This window comes from Kribbella sp. CCNWLW201, from assembly GCF_037203805.1.
Taxonomy (GTDB): domain Bacteria; phylum Actinomycetota; class Actinomycetes; order Propionibacteriales; family Kribbellaceae; genus Kribbella.
Genome location: NZ_JBBCBQ010000013.1, coordinates 71,691 through 87,300, shown reverse-complemented (window position 1 = coordinate 87,300; position 15,610 = coordinate 71,691). Strand labels below are relative to the sequence as shown.

The 15,610-nt window shown below is 68.4% G+C and carries 15 protein-coding genes; 9 read left to right on the top strand and 6 right to left on the bottom strand.

Features of this window, described 5'->3' with window-relative positions:
• Positions 1-14: 14 nt before the first annotated feature.
• The 6 genes from V9K99_RS37800 to V9K99_RS37775 all read right to left on the bottom strand — a co-directional run bounded on the left by V9K99_RS37800 (position 15) and on the right by V9K99_RS37775 (position 7,218).
• Positions 15-680, bottom strand: a complete 666-nt coding sequence (locus V9K99_RS37800; RefSeq protein ID WP_337010057.1) for an AroM family protein — start codon at positions 678-680, stop codon at positions 15-17.
• Positions 677-2,389, bottom strand: coding sequence for an ABC transporter ATP-binding protein (locus tag V9K99_RS37795; RefSeq protein ID WP_337010055.1), 1,713 nt, complete (start codon positions 2,387-2,389; stop codon positions 677-679). Before V9K99_RS37795 ends, V9K99_RS37800 begins: the two co-directional genes overlap by 4 nt.
• Entirely contained in the window at positions 2,382-3,647 is a 1,266-nt protein-coding gene (locus V9K99_RS37790; RefSeq protein WP_337010053.1) for a M20 family metallopeptidase, read from the bottom strand. Before V9K99_RS37790 ends, V9K99_RS37795 begins: the two co-directional genes overlap by 8 nt.
• On the bottom strand, positions 3,644-5,209 hold the full coding sequence (locus V9K99_RS37785) for an ABC transporter substrate-binding protein (RefSeq protein ID WP_337010051.1): 1,566 nt from the start codon (positions 5,207-5,209) through the stop codon (positions 3,644-3,646). The genes V9K99_RS37790 and V9K99_RS37785 overlap by 4 nt, the downstream gene beginning before the upstream one ends.
• 151 nt (positions 5,210-5,360) lie before the next feature.
• Positions 5,361-6,218: an ABC transporter permease gene (locus V9K99_RS37780; RefSeq protein ID WP_337010049.1), complete on the bottom strand. Its 858-nt coding sequence runs from the start codon at positions 6,216-6,218 to the stop codon at positions 5,361-5,363.
• Entirely contained in the window at positions 6,211-7,218 is a 1,008-nt protein-coding gene (locus tag V9K99_RS37775) for an ABC transporter permease (protein WP_337010047.1), read from the bottom strand. The genes V9K99_RS37780 and V9K99_RS37775 overlap by 8 nt, the downstream gene beginning before the upstream one ends.
• A 97-nt stretch (positions 7,219-7,315) precedes the next feature.
• Here V9K99_RS37775 and V9K99_RS37770 point away from each other — a divergent pair, with 97 nt between their 5' ends.
• The 9 genes from V9K99_RS37770 to frdA all read left to right on the top strand — a co-directional run bounded on the left by V9K99_RS37770 (position 7,316) and on the right by frdA (position 15,608).
• A complete protein-coding gene (locus V9K99_RS37770) occupies positions 7,316-8,113 on the top strand; it encodes an IclR family transcriptional regulator (protein ID WP_337010045.1) in 798 nt (265 codons plus the stop codon).
• Between the two features lie 24 nt (positions 8,114-8,137).
• Positions 8,138-8,851, top strand: a complete 714-nt coding sequence (pepE, locus tag V9K99_RS37765) for a dipeptidase PepE (protein ID WP_337010043.1) — start codon at positions 8,138-8,140, stop codon at positions 8,849-8,851.
• Positions 8,852-8,919: 68 nt separating this feature from the next.
• On the top strand, positions 8,920-9,309 hold the full coding sequence (locus tag V9K99_RS37760; protein WP_337010041.1) for a VOC family protein: 390 nt from the start codon (positions 8,920-8,922) through the stop codon (positions 9,307-9,309).
• 188 nt (positions 9,310-9,497) lie between these two features.
• The gene (locus V9K99_RS37755) at positions 9,498-10,283 is read left to right on the top strand and encodes a phytanoyl-CoA dioxygenase family protein (protein WP_337010039.1); all 786 of its coding nucleotides are present in this window, start codon (positions 9,498-9,500) and stop codon (positions 10,281-10,283) included.
• A gap of 54 nt (positions 10,284-10,337) precedes the next feature.
• Entirely contained in the window at positions 10,338-11,834 is a 1,497-nt protein-coding gene (zwf, locus tag V9K99_RS37750; RefSeq protein WP_337010037.1) for a glucose-6-phosphate dehydrogenase, read from the top strand.
• A 102-nt stretch (positions 11,835-11,936) separates the two neighbouring features.
• Complete coding sequence (locus tag V9K99_RS37745; RefSeq protein WP_337010035.1) at positions 11,937-12,590, top strand: hypothetical protein; 654 nt, start codon at positions 11,937-11,939, stop codon at positions 12,588-12,590.
• Between the two features lie 137 nt (positions 12,591-12,727).
• Entirely contained in the window at positions 12,728-13,531 is an 804-nt protein-coding gene (locus V9K99_RS37740; RefSeq protein ID WP_337010033.1) for a hypothetical protein, read from the top strand.
• 91 nt (positions 13,532-13,622) lie between these two features.
• Complete coding sequence (locus tag V9K99_RS37735; protein WP_337010031.1) at positions 13,623-13,856, top strand: hypothetical protein; 234 nt, start codon at positions 13,623-13,625, stop codon at positions 13,854-13,856.
• Between the two features lie 12 nt (positions 13,857-13,868).
• Positions 13,869-15,608 (top strand): fumarate reductase (quinol) flavoprotein subunit, encoded by a 1,740-nt coding sequence (gene frdA, locus V9K99_RS37730; protein WP_337010029.1) that lies wholly within the window; start codon positions 13,869-13,871, stop codon positions 15,606-15,608.
• Positions 15,609-15,610: the final 2 nt, after the last annotated feature.

The window sequence follows — 15,610 nt, the reverse complement described above, 5'->3', positions numbered from 1 at the left end:
GGCTCTCTCCAGGTTCAGCAAAGCTCGGCGGTGAGCCGCGCGACAACAGATCGGGACAGCACCACCGGCCGGCCGGCCGCCGCGGCGGCCGCCTCGCGATGCGCCTGCGTGTAGCCCATACAGTCGAGCACCAGGATCTCCGCGCCGTCATCGGCCAGGCTGCGCGCCGCCTCCTCGACAGCGGTCATTCCCGGCTGGTACGGCGTCGCCCAGGCCACCTTCACCTTCTGCTCGAGGTGGCTGAACTTCTCGTACGACTGCTGTTCCTGCTCCGCGAGCGGACAGATCACCCCGACCACCGAGTCACCGGCGATCGCGGACAGCCCGGCGGTCAGCAAGGGTCCGGCCAGCAACAACGGCCGGCTGTGCCGGAACGCCGGGAACTCGCCGGTGCAGACGATCAGTACGACGTCCGCGCCGCCGGCCTCGAGTACGTCGATCTGGTCCTGCAGCCGAGGCAGGATGCCGGCCCGCCCGATCACGACCGACGAGCCGTCCCGCATCCGGGTGGTGAGCGTCTCGTCACCGGGAACCGGGGCCAGCGCCTCGATCTCCGCGGCAGTCAGTCCGTCCAGCGCGCCGCGTTCGCGCACTTCGACCTCCGGCAGCCAGTCGATCAGCTCCGGCACCATGTCGGTGCGCGGTGCCTGACCGATGGTCACCACACCGAGAACGGTCATGCGATGGCCTCCTTGAGTCCGGCTTCGACTAGCTCGCGGCGCTGGGCGCGGTCGAGCCGCGCCCTCGGGTCGGCGGACGGCACCGCGGCCAGCAACGCCTTCGTGTACGGGTGCTTGGGCGCCGCGAACACCTGGTCGACCGTGCCCTGCTCGACGACCTTGCCGCGGCTCATCACCAGCACCTCGTCGGCGACCATCTCCACCACGGACAGGTCGTGCGAGATGAACACATAGGTCAACCCCAGTCGCTCCTGCAGGTCCTTCATCAGCTCCAGCACCTGCGCCTGCACCGAGACGTCCAGGGCGGACACCGGTTCGTCACAGACGACCAGCGACGGGTTGAGCAACAGCGCCCGGGCGATACCGATGCGCTGGCGCTGACCGCCGGAGAACTCATGCGGGAACCGGTGCAGATGATCGGCCTCGAGCCCGACGAGTTCCATCACCTCGACCGAGCGGTCGCGGATCCCATCGGCATCGAGGTCGGTGTGCAGCCGCAGCGGCTCCGCCAGGGTGCGCGCGATCGTCCAGCGCGGATCCAGTGACGCGTAGGTGTCCTGGAAGACGATCTGCATCCGGCTGCGCATCGCCCGCAGCTCTTCCGCGGACAACGCGAGCAGGTCGACCCCGTCGAACCTGACCGACCCGGATGTCGGTTCATGCAGCCTGAGCAGCGCCCGCCCGGTCGTCGACTTGCCCGAGCCCGACTCCCCCACGATCGCCAGCGTCCGTCCCGGCGCGACGCTGAAGCTCACTCCATCGACAGCCGTCACCGGCTCGTCCCGACGCCGACTCGGGAACACTTTCCTCAGGTCGGCCACCTCGAGCAGCGGGCGTTCGTCGTCCACCGGAAGCACCGGCGCCACGTCGTACGACGAAATTCGCGCCAGCGGTTCGCCGACGGGCTGGAGGACTCGTTGCCGTCCGGACGGAAGGAAGCTCAGCAGTCGTTGGGTGTACTCGGCCTGTGGGGCCCCGAAGAGCTGCTCGACCGGGGCCGTCTCCTGGACCCGACCGTCGTGCATGACGGTGACGTGGTCGCACGTCTGCGCGACCACCCCGAGGTCATGGGTGATCAGCAGGACCGACGTACCGTGGGTGCTCTGCAGATCCATCACGAGCTCGAGGATCTGCAGCTGCGTGGTCACGTCCAGCGCGGTCGTCGGCTCGTCCGCGATCAGCAGCTTCGGCTCGCAGGACATCGCCATCGCGATCATCACCCGCTGCCGCATACCGCCGGACAGTTGGTGCGGGTAGTCCCGCAGTACCCGCTTGGTGTTCCGGATGCCGACCATGTCGAGCAGCTCGGCCGCCCGGTCCGCGGCCTGCCGCCGGTTCAGGCCGAGGTGGATCCGCAGCGGCTCGGTGACCTGGTCGGCGACTGTCAGCACCGGGTTGAGTGCGGTCATCGGCTCCTGGAAGATCGTCGCGATCTCCTTGCCTCGGACCGCCCGCAGCGACCGGTCGGACAGGCTGGTGAGCTCGCGTCCGTCGAACACGATCCGGCCGCCGGTCACGTGCACCGACCGGCGCGGCAGCAGCCGGGTGATCGTCATCGCGGTCACGCTCTTGCCGCTGCCCGACTCACCGACCAGACCGAGCATCTTCCCGCGCGGGATGCTCAGGCTGACGTCGCGCACCGGGGTGATCGGACCGCGCGAGGTGTCGATCCGGACGGTGAGATCGGTGATCGTGAGCAGATCAGTCATCGCTCAGCCCCAGGTAGCGGATCGTGGTCAGCGCGTAGGTCTTCGCCGCCAGTACGACGTCCTCGACCGGAGCCCGCTCGTCGAAGCCGTGGATCGTGGACAGCTCGGCCGGGCCGTACTGCAGCACCGGGATGCCGTGACTGCGGAACGTCCGCGCGTCCGACGACGCCCACTGCAGCACCCCTTCGGCCGGCTCTCCGGTGAGATCACGCAGCGCACCGACGAGCTCGGCCACGATCGGGTCGTCGGGCAGCGTCCAGTTGGGTTCGCTGCGGAATCCGATCGGCTCGACCGTTGCCTCGACACCCGCTTCGGTCATCAGTTCGTCGACCTTTCGCAAGACCTCTGCGCGGGTCAACCCGATCGGCACCCGGGTGTCGATCTCGACGACACAGGTGTCCGCGACGACATTGGTCGCACTGCCGCCGGTGATCGTGCCGATGTTGATCGTCACGTGGTCGAACACCGCCCCGATCCCTGGCGCGTAGCCCTCCCGCTCCTCGGCGAACAGCTGCGATCGACGGACCAGCTCGCGGACCTCGGGCGGCGCGTCCGGTTCCAGCTCCCACAGGCGTTGCAGAGCGAGGACCGCCTTCGCTGCCTGAAGATTCGCGTTGGTCCCGTGCAGCGGTTGCAGGCTGCCGTGTCCCGGCCGGCCGGCCACCGTCAGGCGGAACCAGTTGCTGCCCTTCTGCCCGATCGTCGGATGGGTCCGTTCGGCCGGCTCCGCGATCACCGCTCCGGTCGCGCCGTCCAGCACGCCCTGGTCGAGGAGCCAGTCGGCCCCGAGCGGACCACCGGCCTCCTCGTCCGGCACGGCCGCCAGCGACAGCCGCCCGGCCAGTGGTACACCGAGCCGGTGCATCACGACGTACGCCTGGATCACTCCGGCGAGCCCGGCCTTCATGTCGCTGGCGCCGCGACCGCGCAGGTACCCGTCCACGACATCGCCGGCGAACGGCGGGAAGCTCCAGCGGCTCACATCGCCCACGGGTACGACGTCCGTGTGGCCGGCCAGGACCAGATGACGGTCACCCGCCGGGCCCTGGTGCGACACGACATTCAGCCGTCCCTGGCCCGCGTCCAGGACATCCACCTCGACGCCGGCCTTCCGCAGTACGGCGGCGACGTACTCACCGATCTCGGTGCAGTCGCCCGGCGGGTTCTCACTCGGGATCCGGATCAGCTCACCGGCGAGCTCGATCAGCTCGTCCGCGGTCCGGTCCAGCTCCGCGAGGACTGTCCCCTCCCAACTCATTTGGTCGCGCTCAGCTGGAAGAAGCGGACGATCCCGTCCGGGTACGACGTGTAGCCCTCGATGCCGGCGCGGTGCGCGACCACGATGTTGTACTCGTACAGGTAGGCCCACGGTGCCTTGGTGTTGATGACCTGTTGCGCCTCGCCGTACAGCTTGTTGCGCTTGGCGGCGTCCGGCTCACGCGCGGCCTGCTGCCAGGAGCGGTCCACCGTCGGGTCGGAGAAGTTGGCGTAGTTGCTGGTGCCCTGGCTGGTGAGCAGCAGACCGAGGTGGTAGCCGGGGTCGTTCACGAACGACGTCCAGCGGCTGATGTACGCCTGCACCTTCTTGGTCTCGAGCGCGTCGAGGAACTGCGGCCGGGCCATCTTCTTGATCTTCATCGTGACGCCGATCTTGGCCAGCTCGGCCTGGATCAGGACGGCGTCGTCGTTCCAGTCGTCGAACCCGGAGCCGAGGGTGAAGTCGAAGCTGAACCCCTTGGACAGGCCTGCCTCGGCCAGCAACGCCCGCGCCTTGTCCAGGTCGTAGGTGTAGGTGTAGCCGGCGTCGGTGGAGCCCGGCGTCGAGCTGGCCACCGCCGACTTCATCGGGGACGCCTCGCCCTTCATCACGTCGTTGATCAGCTTCTCGTACGGGATCGCGTACGACACGGCCTGCCGGACCCGCGGGTCGTCGAACGGCTCGATCTTGTTGTTCATGGCAAAGAACAGGATCTTGTTGCTGGCCCGCGAGTCGATCACGACATCCTCGGTGTCCTTCAGCGACTGGACGTCCTTCGGCGGCACCTCGAGGGCGAGACCGACCTCCCCCTTGCGCAGCAACTGCACCCGGTTCGAGGCCTCGGCGATGAACTTGACGTCGACCTGCCGCAGCTTCGGCTTGTCACCCCAGTAGGCGTCGTTGCGGACCATCGTGGCCTCGGTCGACGGGTCCCACCTCGTGATCTGGTACGGACCGGAGCCGGCCGTGTTCGTGGCCAGCCACTTCGCGCCGCCGTTCTTGGTCACCTGGTCCATGTCGATGATCGAGAACGAGTACATCGGCAGGATCTGCAGGAACAGGTGGTTCGGCGCGGTCAGGTCGATCTTCACGCTGCGCTCGTCGACCTTGGCCACCTTGGCGATCCCGGCCATCTGGTAGAGAAAGCTCGCCGAGCTGGACGCCTTGATGTGGGCGAACGTCTTGACCACATCGTCGGCCGTGAGCGCCGAGCCGTCCTGGAACTTCGCGCCGGCCCGCAGGGTGAAGGTGTACGACGTGTTGGTGGCGTTCGCCTTCCAGGACTCGGCCAGCATCGGCACGATCTCCTCGGTCTTCGCCCGCGGCTTGCCGTCGGCCTCGGTCCGGGCGTAGGTGACGAGCTGGTCGTACGCCGCCAGCACGAACGTGTCCGAGGTGACGTCGTTGGCCTCGGCCGGGTCGAGCGTCTTGCCGCCCTCGGAGTACGCGGCGACCAGCGTGTCGCCCGCGCCGGCGTTGTCACCGCCGGCGCTGTTCGCGTTCGCGGCACAGCCGGAAACCGCGAGGACGACCGCTGCGAACGAGAGAACTGTGCGCTTCACAGGGATCTCACCTTTCAGGGGATGGTGGGTCATGGGGCCTCCCGGCCTGGACTGAGGAGTGGAGGGAGCGAAGCGACTGGAGCGACGAGGGAAGGCCGGGAGTCAAAGCCCCATGACCACGCCGGCGCCGGAGGCCCGGCCAAAAGCACAGTCATTTGCTCGTCCGCAACCGGGGGTCCAGAACGTCCCGGAGGCCGTCGCCGAGCAGGTTGAAGCCGAGAATCGAGGTGGCGATCGCGAGCCCCGGGAAGGTGGTCATCCACCACTCGCCGCTGATGATGTAGCCGCGGCCGTCGGCGATCAGCACGCCCCACTCGGGGTCGGGCGGCTGCGCACCGAGGCCGATGAAACTGAGCGACGCGGCGGTCAGGATCGCGTAACCCATGCCGAGCGTGGCCCGGACCAGGATCGGCGCCATCGCGTTCGGCACGATGTGCCGGGCCAGGATGCTGCGCCCGGGCAGCCCGATCGCGTGCCCGGCCTCGACGAAGTCCCGCTCCCGCAGCGACACCGTCTGGCTGTACACGATCCGGGCGAACTCCGGGATGCCGACGATGCCGACGGCAACCATCGCGCTGACCATCCCCGGCCCCAGCGCGGCCGCGATCGCCATCGCCAGGACCAGCGACGGGAACGCCAGCAGCATGTCCATCACCCGCATCACCAGCCCGCCGGCCCGGCCGCGGACGAACCCGGCGAAGGCTCCGAGCGGTACGCCGACCAGCAGCGAGATCGCGACCGCGATCAGTCCGGTCCACAGCGAGATCCGGCCGCCGGCCAGCACCCGGGCGAGGATGTCGCGACCGAAGTTGTCGGTCCCGAACGGATGCGCGAGCGACGGTGGGCTGAGCAGTCCACCAACGCCCGGCTGCGTCGCGCCGTACGGAAGGAGACCGGACAACAGGGCGCCGAGCGTCCACAGGGCGATGAAGACGAGGCCGACGACGGCGAGACGATTGCGCAGCAGCAGGCGGGCGGTCGTCCGGGGTTTCAGCGCGGTCTCAGGCATCGGCGATCCTCGGATCGAGGCGGGCGTTGACGAGGTCGACGATCAGGTTCGCCGCCAGGTAGACGACCGCGGCCAGCAAGGTGAACGCCTGCACCGGCGCGTAGTCGGTGGCCAGGACGGACTGCACGACGTACGAACCGATCCCGGGCCAGGTGAAGACGGTCTCGGTGATCACCGCACCGCCCATCAGCTGGCCGAACTGCAGCCCGGTCACCGTGACGATGACGGGCGCGGCGTTCTTCAGCGCGTGCTTGAAGGTGACGACAGCGGGCTTCAGTCCTTTCGACACCGCCGTACGGACGTAGTCCTGGCCGATCACCTCGAGCATCGCGGACCGGGTCATCCGGGCGAGGATCGCGGTGCTGCCGGTGGCCAGGCAGAGCGCGGGCCAGATGATGTGGGACAACGACGACCGCAGGGCCACGGTGTCGCCGGTGAGCAGCGAATCGAGGACGTAGAGGCCGGTGATCTGGGTCGGCGGGTTGACCCCCTGCGCGACCCGGCCGAGTGGCGCCGGCGCCCAGCCGAGCTGGTTGTAGAACACCACGATCACCATCAGGCCGAGCCAGAACAGCGGCATCGACGCGCCGAGCAGCGAGAAGACCCGGCTGACGTGGTCGACCGGACGGTCCCGCCGGGTCGCGCTGACGATGCCGATCGGGACACCGATCAGGATCGAGAGGAACAGGGCGGCGAGCGCGAGTTCGACGGTGGCCGGCAGCCGGGACGCGAAGTCCGAGGCGACGCTGTGACCGGTGTGCCAGGCGAAGCCGAGGTCACCGTGCAGGAGATCCGCGAAGTAGCGGACCAGCTGGAGGTGCAGCGGCTGGTCGAGTCCCATGTCGGCGCGGATCCGCTCGACCACACTCGGGTCGGCCTGGTCGCCGGCCAGCGTGCGGGCCGGGTCGCCGGGGAGCACCCGGGTGAGCACGAAGATGCACACGACGACGCCGACCAGGGCGGGCACCATCGCGAACATGCGACGCAGGACAAGGTTCATGACGACTGAGGCTCGGGGACGGGCGGCGACATCTGCAACGACTTCTCTCTATATGAGAGGGGAAATCATTTAACGGTCCGTGCGTTAGGGTTGCCGGATGCTGGATGATGCGGTGCGGTCGCCGTTGCAGACCGTGGACCGGGCCTTGCTGATCCTGATCTCGTTCTCCGAGCAACGCCGCGACTGGGGCGTGATGGAGCTCGCCGAGGAGCTCGACATCGACAAGTCCACCGCGCAGCGGTTGCTGGCCGCCCTCGCGTTCCGCGGGTTCCTGCGGTCGGATCCGATCAGCCGGCGCTACAGCCTGGGGCCGACGATGTGGCGGATGGCCGCGCTGTGGGAACGGACCGGCGGCCTCGCCGCGCTGGCCGACGGCGTCCTCGCCCGCCTCGCGCAGGACACCGAGCGGACCGCGACCTTCACCATCCCGGACGGTTTCCACGTGCGCTGCATCGCCGCGGTCGACGGCGGCGGCGGTCCGCTGCGCAGTCACCCACTGGTCGGCGACCTCTACCCCGCGCACGCCGGGGCGACCTCGCGGGCGTACTTCGCCTTCCTCGATCGCAACGAACGCCGCGCGCTGCTGTCCGGCCGCCCGTTCGCCCGTTTCACCGAGCTCACCGAGGTCGACGAGGCCGCCCTGGAGCAGGTGTTCGAGCAGACCGTGCAGACCGGCTGGGCCTTCTCGGACGGCGAGTACGACGCCGGCACCCGGGCGATCGCGGCACCGGTCCGCCTGGGCCGGCGCCCGATCGGTTCGCTCACCCTGGTAGAGGGCAAGACCGAAGAACTGCCCGGCGACATCCGGGACCTGGCCCCACGGTTGCTCGAGGCAACCGAAGAGCTGAGCAACCTGCTCTCCCATCGCGCCCCGGCGGCTCGCGCCCGCCGCTGAACCCCTGTGAAACAAGGAGAATCCATGCAACTGCTGCTGCTCTCGAACTCCGCCACCCACCAGCGGCCGTACCTCGAGCACGCGCTCGACGCGCTGACCGACATCCTGCGCGGCATCGACGAGTTGGTGTTCGTCCCGTACGCGCTCGCCGACCACGACGGCTACACGTCGACGGTGCGGAAAGCCTTGGAGCCGATCGGGGTGTCGGTCGTCGGTGCGCACACCGATCCGGAGGCGCTGCGCAAGGCAGCCGCGATCTTCGTCGGCGGCGGCAACACGTTCCGGCTGGTCAAGGCCCTGCAGTCGAGCGGCGACCTCGACGTCATCCGCGACCGCGTCACGAGTGGCACGCCGTACATCGGCTCGAGCGCCGGGACGAACCTCGCGGCCCCCAGCCTGCGCACGAGTAACGACATGCCGATCGTGCAACCGCCGTCGTTCGAGACCCTCGGGCTGGTCCCGTTCCAGATCAACCCGCACTACCTCGACCCGGACCCGGACTCCGAGCACCAGGGCGAGACCCGAGAACTGCGCATCACCGAGTTCCTCGAGGAGAACGACGTACCGGTCCTCGGCCTCCGCGAAGGCACCTGGCTCCGCCTCCGCTCCACCACCCTCACCCTCGAAGGCTCCGCCGTCGGCGCCCGCCTCTTCCGGCGCGGTTCGGCCGCTGAAGAGATCGCTCCCGGCACCGACCTGTCCAGCCTGCTGGAGACCGCCGCCGCCTTCGACGCCTGAGGGCTGGCCGGGGGTCGGCGAGCGGGTCTAGCGTCGAACCAAACCCGGTTCCAAGGGGAGGACTTGTGATGGCCGGACGAGTGGTGCATTTCGAGATTCCGTACGACGACGGGGAGCGGGCGCGGGCGTTCTACGCCGACGTGTTCGGGTGGCAGATCAACGTGATGCCGGAGCTGAAATACACGAGTGTGTCGACCGGGCCGGTGACCGAGGAGGGCTACCCGACCGAACCCGGCTACATCAACGGCGGCATGTTCGAGCGGGCTGGGGCGCCGGCCACGCTGCCGGTGATCACCCTCGACGTCGACGACGCCGACGCGGCGCTGGAGTCGATCGAGCAGCACGGCGGCAAGACGGTGGCCGCCAAGTTCGCGGTCGGCGAGATGGGATTCGCCGCCTACTTCGAGGACTGCGAGGGCAACGTCCTCGGCCTGTGGCAGAGCGCCTCCGGCGGATAAATCGTTCGCACTGCGCTGGGCTCCGCCGTAGCGTAGTGGCGACACCACAGATTTGCTCCGGGAAAGACTTCGCTGCCAAACGATGCACCCGGAGCCGGGAGACACACGTCTCCTGGCTCCGGGTGCTTTTGGTTTTCCGGGCCGAGATTTTTCGGGCTGGGATTTCCGGGCTGAGAGGAGTGATGCGGATGTTGACGGATGCTCAGCGAGATGAGTTCGAACGGACCGGTCTGGTGCGCCTGGCCGGTGCGATCCCGGCGGCCGACACCGTCCTGATGTGTGACCGGATCTGGGAGCACGTCGAGGCCGAGCACGGGATGCGGAGAACCGAGCCGGCCACCTGGCTGATCGAGCAACGACTGATGGGCCTTCAGCAGGTGGCCCGCTGCGACGAGTTCGAGCGGATCGGAACCCAGGCGGTCCGGACGTCGCTCGACGAGCTGCTCGGCGAGTGGCAGGAACCCAACCGCTGGGGTGGATTGCTGGTCACGTTCCCGCTCCGGGAGAAGACGGAGTGGGATGTTCCGCTCTCCGTGTGGCACAACGACTTCGAGCGGTTCGTCGAGCGGCCGGGGCTTCGGGCGGTGCAGCTGTTCGTGCTGCTGAACGACGTCCGGCCGCGGGGCGGTGCGACGCTCGTACTGACCGGGTCGCATCAACTGGTGGCGACGTACGCCGATCCTGCCGAGGACGGGCCGCATCCGAAACGGCTGCGGCGTGAGCTCGGCGGCGCCCATCCGTGGTTGCGCGAGCTGTGGGGCCGGGACGGCAACGGCGACCGGATCCAGCGCTACATGGTCGACGGTTTCGAAGTGGACGGCGTACCCCTGCGGGTGGTCGAGCTGGCCGGCCGAGCGGGCGACGTGTTCCTGATGCACTGCGACACGTTCCACACCGCGGCGCCGAACTGCCTCGATCAGCCGCGGATGATGGCGACCACCATGATCCGCCGGGCGACCGGGCCGGGTGCCTAGACTTCTGGGTGTTGGCTCCGGTGTCCGTGGCTTAGGTGTTCGTTGGAGGACTGCATGCCTGACCGTACTCAGACGATTGCCTATCCGGCGCCGGGGTCGCGGCCGTCGCGACGGGATCCGGAGCCGCTCGCGCCCCATGTGATCGTGCTGTTCGGGGCGACCGGGGATCTGGCCAAGCGCAAGCTGCTGCCGGGGCTGGCGTATCTGCAGCTGTCCAAGTTCGCGCCCGACGTACGCATCATCGGGATGGCGACCGAGCAGCTCACGTCAGACGAGTTCCGGGAGCGGGCCCGCAAGGCGGTGGAGACGTTCGGCACGCACCGGATGAGCGACGAGGAGCTGACGCAGTTCGCCGAGCGGCTCGAGTATGTGCCGGCGACGGCCGGGCCGGAGGCGCTCGCGGCCGCGGTCAAGGCGGCCGAAGCGCTGCTCGGTCCGGAAACCTGCCGGCTGCACTACCTGTCCGTGCCGCCGAAGTCCGCGCAGGCGGTGATCGCGATGCTGCGCGACGCGGACCTGGTCGATCGGGCCCGGGTGGTGATGGAGAAGCCGTTCGGCGACGACCTGGCCAGTGCGATCCAGCTGAACAACTTCGTGCACGAGACCTTCGACGAGTCCCAGGTGTTCCGGATCGACCACTTCCTCGGCAAGGAGGCGGCGCTGAACATCCTCGCGTTCCGGTTCGCGAACGGGTTGTTCGAGCCGATCTGGAACCGCAACTTCATCGACCACGTGCAGATCGACATCCCCGAGTCGCTCGGCCTGGACCAGCGGGCCACGTTCTACGAACCGACCGGCGCGTTCAAGGACATGGTCGTCACGCACGTCCTCCAGGTGCTGTCGTTCGTCGCGATGGAGCCGCCGACCGCCCTGGAACCGCGGGCGATCTCGGAGGAGAAGAACAAGGTGTTCCGCTCCATGCTCCCGATTCAGCCGGCCGACGTGGTGCGCGGCCAGTACGGCGGCTATCGCACCGAGGACGGGGTCGCGCCGGACTCCGACACCGAGACGTTCATCGCGATGAAGGTCGGGATCGACAACTGGCGCTGGGCCGGCGTGCCGTTCTACCTGCGCACCGGCAAGCGGATGGCCGAGGGGATGCGGATCATCTCGATCGCCTTCAAGGAAGCACCGAAGACGATGTTCCCGGCCGGCTCCGGGGTCGGCTCACAAGGCCCCGACCACCTGACCTTCGACCTGGCCGACTCGTCCCGGGTGTCGCTGTCCTTCTACGGCAAGCGCCCCGGTCCGGGGATGCGGCTGGAGAAGCTGTCGATGCAGTTCTCGACGCAGGAGACGGAGAGTGCGGGCGACGTACTCGAGGCCTATGAACGCCTGATCCTGGACGCGATGCGCGGCGACCACACCCTCTTCACCACCGCCGAAGGCATCGAATCCCTGTGGGACCGCTCCGCCCTCCTCCTCGACGACCCGCCCCCGGTCAAGCCCTACCAACCCGGCACCTGGGGCCCCAACGCCATCCACCAACTCATCGCCCCCCGAGCCTGGCGACTCCCCTTCGAACGAGAATGGCGCGAATCCAAGCAGTAGGGGTCCCTCGAACACTGCCCGAAAGGACATTGACGCTCTGCCACCGCCCGGGCACTCTAAGACTCCACGGGGTGAGTCTGGGGTTGGGGCTGGGGGCGGATCATGCTGTGGCGACGAATCGTTGTGCCGGTGGTGATGTTCGGTGTGCTGGCCGCCTGTGGGGCGGACGCACCCGCGGCGAGCGGCGACGGGGAACCGAGCACGTCGAAGAGTTCCGAGGGCAAGGCCGGCGGGTGGCTGTCCTGGGTGCCGTTCGGGCCGAAAGATCCGAAGTCGCCGACACCGGGCTGGCCGGCGTACAACGCCTTCGCCAACGGCAAATGCTCCGAACTGCGCACCTACCTCAAGAGCAGCGATGCGGGCGAATTCGGTAGGTCTGACTTCGCGAGCGCCATGCTTGCAGTGTGCCGGGCCGCCGTCGACGGGCAGACGAAACAGTGGGACATCGCGGCAAAGCACGCGGACGCGGATTCCTCGCTCCTCGGACACGGCTGCCTGGAGCCACTGATCAAGAGCATGATCGATCGCGCATTGGCGTGGCACAAGGCCCACCCGGGCGAGACGCCCAAGGTGACGTTCAAGCGGGCCAAGGGCGGTATGACGGAGTGCGGGAAGAAGGACGGCGAGTCCGAGGAGCCGACCACGGAGCCTACTGACGAACCGTCGGTGACGGAGGAGCCGACCGACGAGGAGTCGCCGACGTCCGGGCCCAGCGAGGCGTCGTCGTCCGGCGAGACCACCGAGCCGACCGGATGACCGACTCCGCCCAACTGTCTCCTGCGACTGTGCCGGATGGTCGCCCGGATCCTCCTGCCCCAGCTCCCGCCGAGCCATCCGTACCTCCGCCCGCCGGCGCGCCTGACGAAGGCCCGCTGCAGGCCGTGTTGTCGGTGGTGACGACACTCGGCCCGCCGTTGACCATCGCGACGGCCCTGCTGTTCTACTTCGGCTGGGCGCGCAGTGATGCGCAGGCCGAGGAGCTGGGGCTCGACGTCAGCCTGTTCGGCTACTCGACCCAGGACTACGTGCTGCGGAGCATCAGTACGCTCTACCTGCCGCTGCTGTTCATCGCCGCGCTCGCGCTGGCCGGCCTGGCTGTGCATCGACGGCTGGATGCGGCACTTCGCCGTACCGAAGCTCACGCCGTACTGCGGAAGACCGGGCGGGCCGCGCTGATCGCGGGGCTGGTGGCTGTCGGCGTCGCCGTGATCGCCGCCGCGGCGTTGGGTGATGCGGTGGATCTGCTCGCGCCGCTTGTCGTTGCCGGCGGCACCGTCGTTGCGGCGTACGGCGCCTGGCTTCGGACCAGCGCGGACGGGGCGTGGGTGCAGCCGGCGTGGCACCGGGCGTTGCGCATGTTTCTCGTCGGTGGTGTGGTCACCTCGGCGCTGTTCTGGGCGGTCTCCGACTTCGCGGCGATCGTCGGCCGAGGCTACGCACAGCAGCTCCAGGCGAAGGTGACCGAGCTCCCCCGCGTGACCGCCTACAGCAGTACGCCGCTCGGCCTCGAAGCACCCGGGGTGGTTGAAACGCCGATCACCGAAGGCAAGGCGGTGCGGTACCGAACCACCGGCCTGCGCCTGCTGGTCAGCTCCGGCGGCCGGATGTTCCTGCTGCACGACGGCTGGAAGGCGGGCGCGGGCACCGTCATCGTGCTGCCCGACAACGACCAGACCCGGTGGCAGTTCTCCCGCTGACGCCAAGGCATTGCCGCGTTGTGGTTGGGGGGCGCACTATCTAGGTGTGATGTGAGTCACAAACACCTGGAGTGTGTCTGGAGGTGGGCGAATGACCGGGACCAGGACGCATCTGACCGCGGAGCGGGCGCCGTGTGGGCGGATGGGGGACGCGGACCGGAGCCAGGAGGACGACTTCGAGGGCTTCCGGATGGATGACATGCACTACGCGTGCGGGTGTCGCCGGATCCGGCACGAGTTTCATGACGGCAGTGTGCGGATCCAGACCGTGCGGCACGACGGCAAGATCCTGATGGACGAGCACAGCGGCGACCACGAAGCCTGAGACGGGGAACGGATGACATTCCACGACGTCGTGGTGGTTGGGGGCGGCGGCGCGGGGTTGCGGGCTGCTATCGCGGTGGCGGAGACCAATCCGGCGTTGCGGGTGGCGGTGATCTCGAAGGTCTATCCGATGCGCAGCCACACCGTGTCCGCCGAGGGTGGAGCCGCGGCCGTTGCCGCTGACGACGACACGCTCGACGAGCACGCGTACGACACGGTCTCCGGCAGCGACTGGTTGTGCGATCAGGACGCGGTCGAGGCGTTCGTCGCCGAGGCGCCGCGTGAGCTGCTCCGGCTGGAGCACTGGGGTTGCCCGTGGAGCCGGCAGCCGGACGGACGGATCGCCGTCCGCGCGTTCGGCGGCATGAAGAACATGCGCACCTGGTTCGCCGCCGACCGGACCGGGTTCCACCTGCTGCACACGCTCTTCCAGACCGCGCTCTCGTACTCCGACATCGTCCGGTACGACGAGTGGTACGTGACCAAGATCCTGGAAGACGACGGACGCGCGTACGGCGTCGTCGCGATCGAACTGTCGACCGGCCGGATCGAGACCATCACGGCCAGCGCGGTGATCGTGTGCACCGGTGGATGCGGCCGGGTCTTCCCGTTCACCACGAACGCCAACATCAAGACCGGGGACGGGATGGCGCTCGCGTACCGGGCCGGCGCCGCACTGAAGGACATGGAGTTCGTCCAGTACCACCCGACCGGGCTGCCGTTCACCGGCATCCTGATCACCGAGGCGGCCCGGGCGGAAGGCGGCTGGCTGCTCAACAAGGACGGCTACCGCTACCTGCAGGACTACGACCTCGGCACGCCGACACCGACACCGGTCCTTCGCAACATGGAACTCGGACCACGAGACCGGCTGTCGCAGGCCTTCGTGCACGAGATGGAGAAGGGGAACACGATCGATACGCCGTACGGGCCGGTCGTGAACCTGGACCTGCGGCACCTGGGCGCGAAGCTGATCGACGCCAAACTGCCGTTCGTCCGCGAGCTGTGTTCGAAGTACCAGAACATCGATCCGGTGACGGAACTCGTGCCGGTCCGCCCGGTCGTGCACTACATGATGGGCGGCATCCACACCGACATCCGCGGCCAGACGTCACTCGAAGGTCTGTATGCCGCCGGCGAGGTCGCCTGCGTCAGCATCAACGGCGCGAACCGGCTGGGATCGAACTCGCTGCCCGAGTGTCTCGTCTTCGGCAACCGCGCCGGCCGGGCCGCGGCGGTGTTCGCCGGCCGATACCGCAACGTCGTACCCAAGGCTGTCGAAGCTCAGGGGCGGGACGAGGTACGACGGCTGTCGGAGGAGCTGACCCGGCACGCCGAGGGGCACGAACGGATCGCGGACATCCGCACCGAGATGCAGACCACGATGGAGAACGGCGCCGGGATCTACCGCGACGGCGACTCGCTGGCGAAGGCCGCCGACCAGCTGAAGGAGCTGCAACTGCGGTTCAGCCATGCGGCGATCGACGACCACAGCACCAACTTCAACACCGAGTTGATCGCGCTGCTCGAGCTCGGGTTCATGCTGGATGTTGCCGAGAGCATCATCGCGTGCGCGCTGCTCCGGGAGGAATCGCGCGGAGCACATCAGCGCACCGACTTCCCGGCCCGCGACGACGATCGGTTCCTGGCGCACTCGCTGGTACGACGTGAGCCGGACGGAACGAGCCGGATCTCGTACCTGCCGGTGACGATCACCCGCTGGCCACCGGGCGAACGCGTGTACGGGAGGTAGGG

Coding starts and splice junctions, on each gene's coding strand:
- V9K99_RS37800 (WP_337010057.1), bottom strand. CDS start 680: ATGACCGTTCTCGGTGTGGTGACCATCGGTCAGGCACCGCGCACCGAC.
- V9K99_RS37795 (WP_337010055.1), bottom strand. CDS start 2,389: ATGACTGATCTGCTCACGATCACCGATCTCACCGTCCGGATCGACACC.
- V9K99_RS37790 (WP_337010053.1), bottom strand. CDS start 3,647: ATGAGTTGGGAGGGGACAGTCCTCGCGGAGCTGGACCGGACCGCGGAC.
- V9K99_RS37780 (WP_337010049.1), bottom strand. CDS start 6,218: ATGCCTGAGACCGCGCTGAAACCCCGGACGACCGCCCGCCTGCTGCTG.
- V9K99_RS37775 (WP_337010047.1), bottom strand. CDS start 7,218: ATGAACCTTGTCCTGCGTCGCATGTTCGCGATGGTGCCCGCCCTGGTC.
- V9K99_RS37770 (WP_337010045.1), top strand. CDS start 7,316: ATGCTGGATGATGCGGTGCGGTCGCCGTTGCAGACCGTGGACCGGGCC.
- pepE (WP_337010043.1), top strand. CDS start 8,138: ATGCAACTGCTGCTGCTCTCGAACTCCGCCACCCACCAGCGGCCGTAC.
- V9K99_RS37760 (WP_337010041.1), top strand. CDS start 8,920: ATGGCCGGACGAGTGGTGCATTTCGAGATTCCGTACGACGACGGGGAG.
- V9K99_RS37755 (WP_337010039.1), top strand. CDS start 9,498: ATGTTGACGGATGCTCAGCGAGATGAGTTCGAACGGACCGGTCTGGTG.
- zwf (WP_337010037.1), top strand. CDS start 10,338: ATGCCTGACCGTACTCAGACGATTGCCTATCCGGCGCCGGGGTCGCGG.
- V9K99_RS37745 (WP_337010035.1), top strand. CDS start 11,937: ATGCTGTGGCGACGAATCGTTGTGCCGGTGGTGATGTTCGGTGTGCTG.
- V9K99_RS37735 (WP_337010031.1), top strand. CDS start 13,623: ATGACCGGGACCAGGACGCATCTGACCGCGGAGCGGGCGCCGTGTGGG.
- frdA (WP_337010029.1), top strand. CDS start 13,869: ATGACATTCCACGACGTCGTGGTGGTTGGGGGCGGCGGCGCGGGGTTG.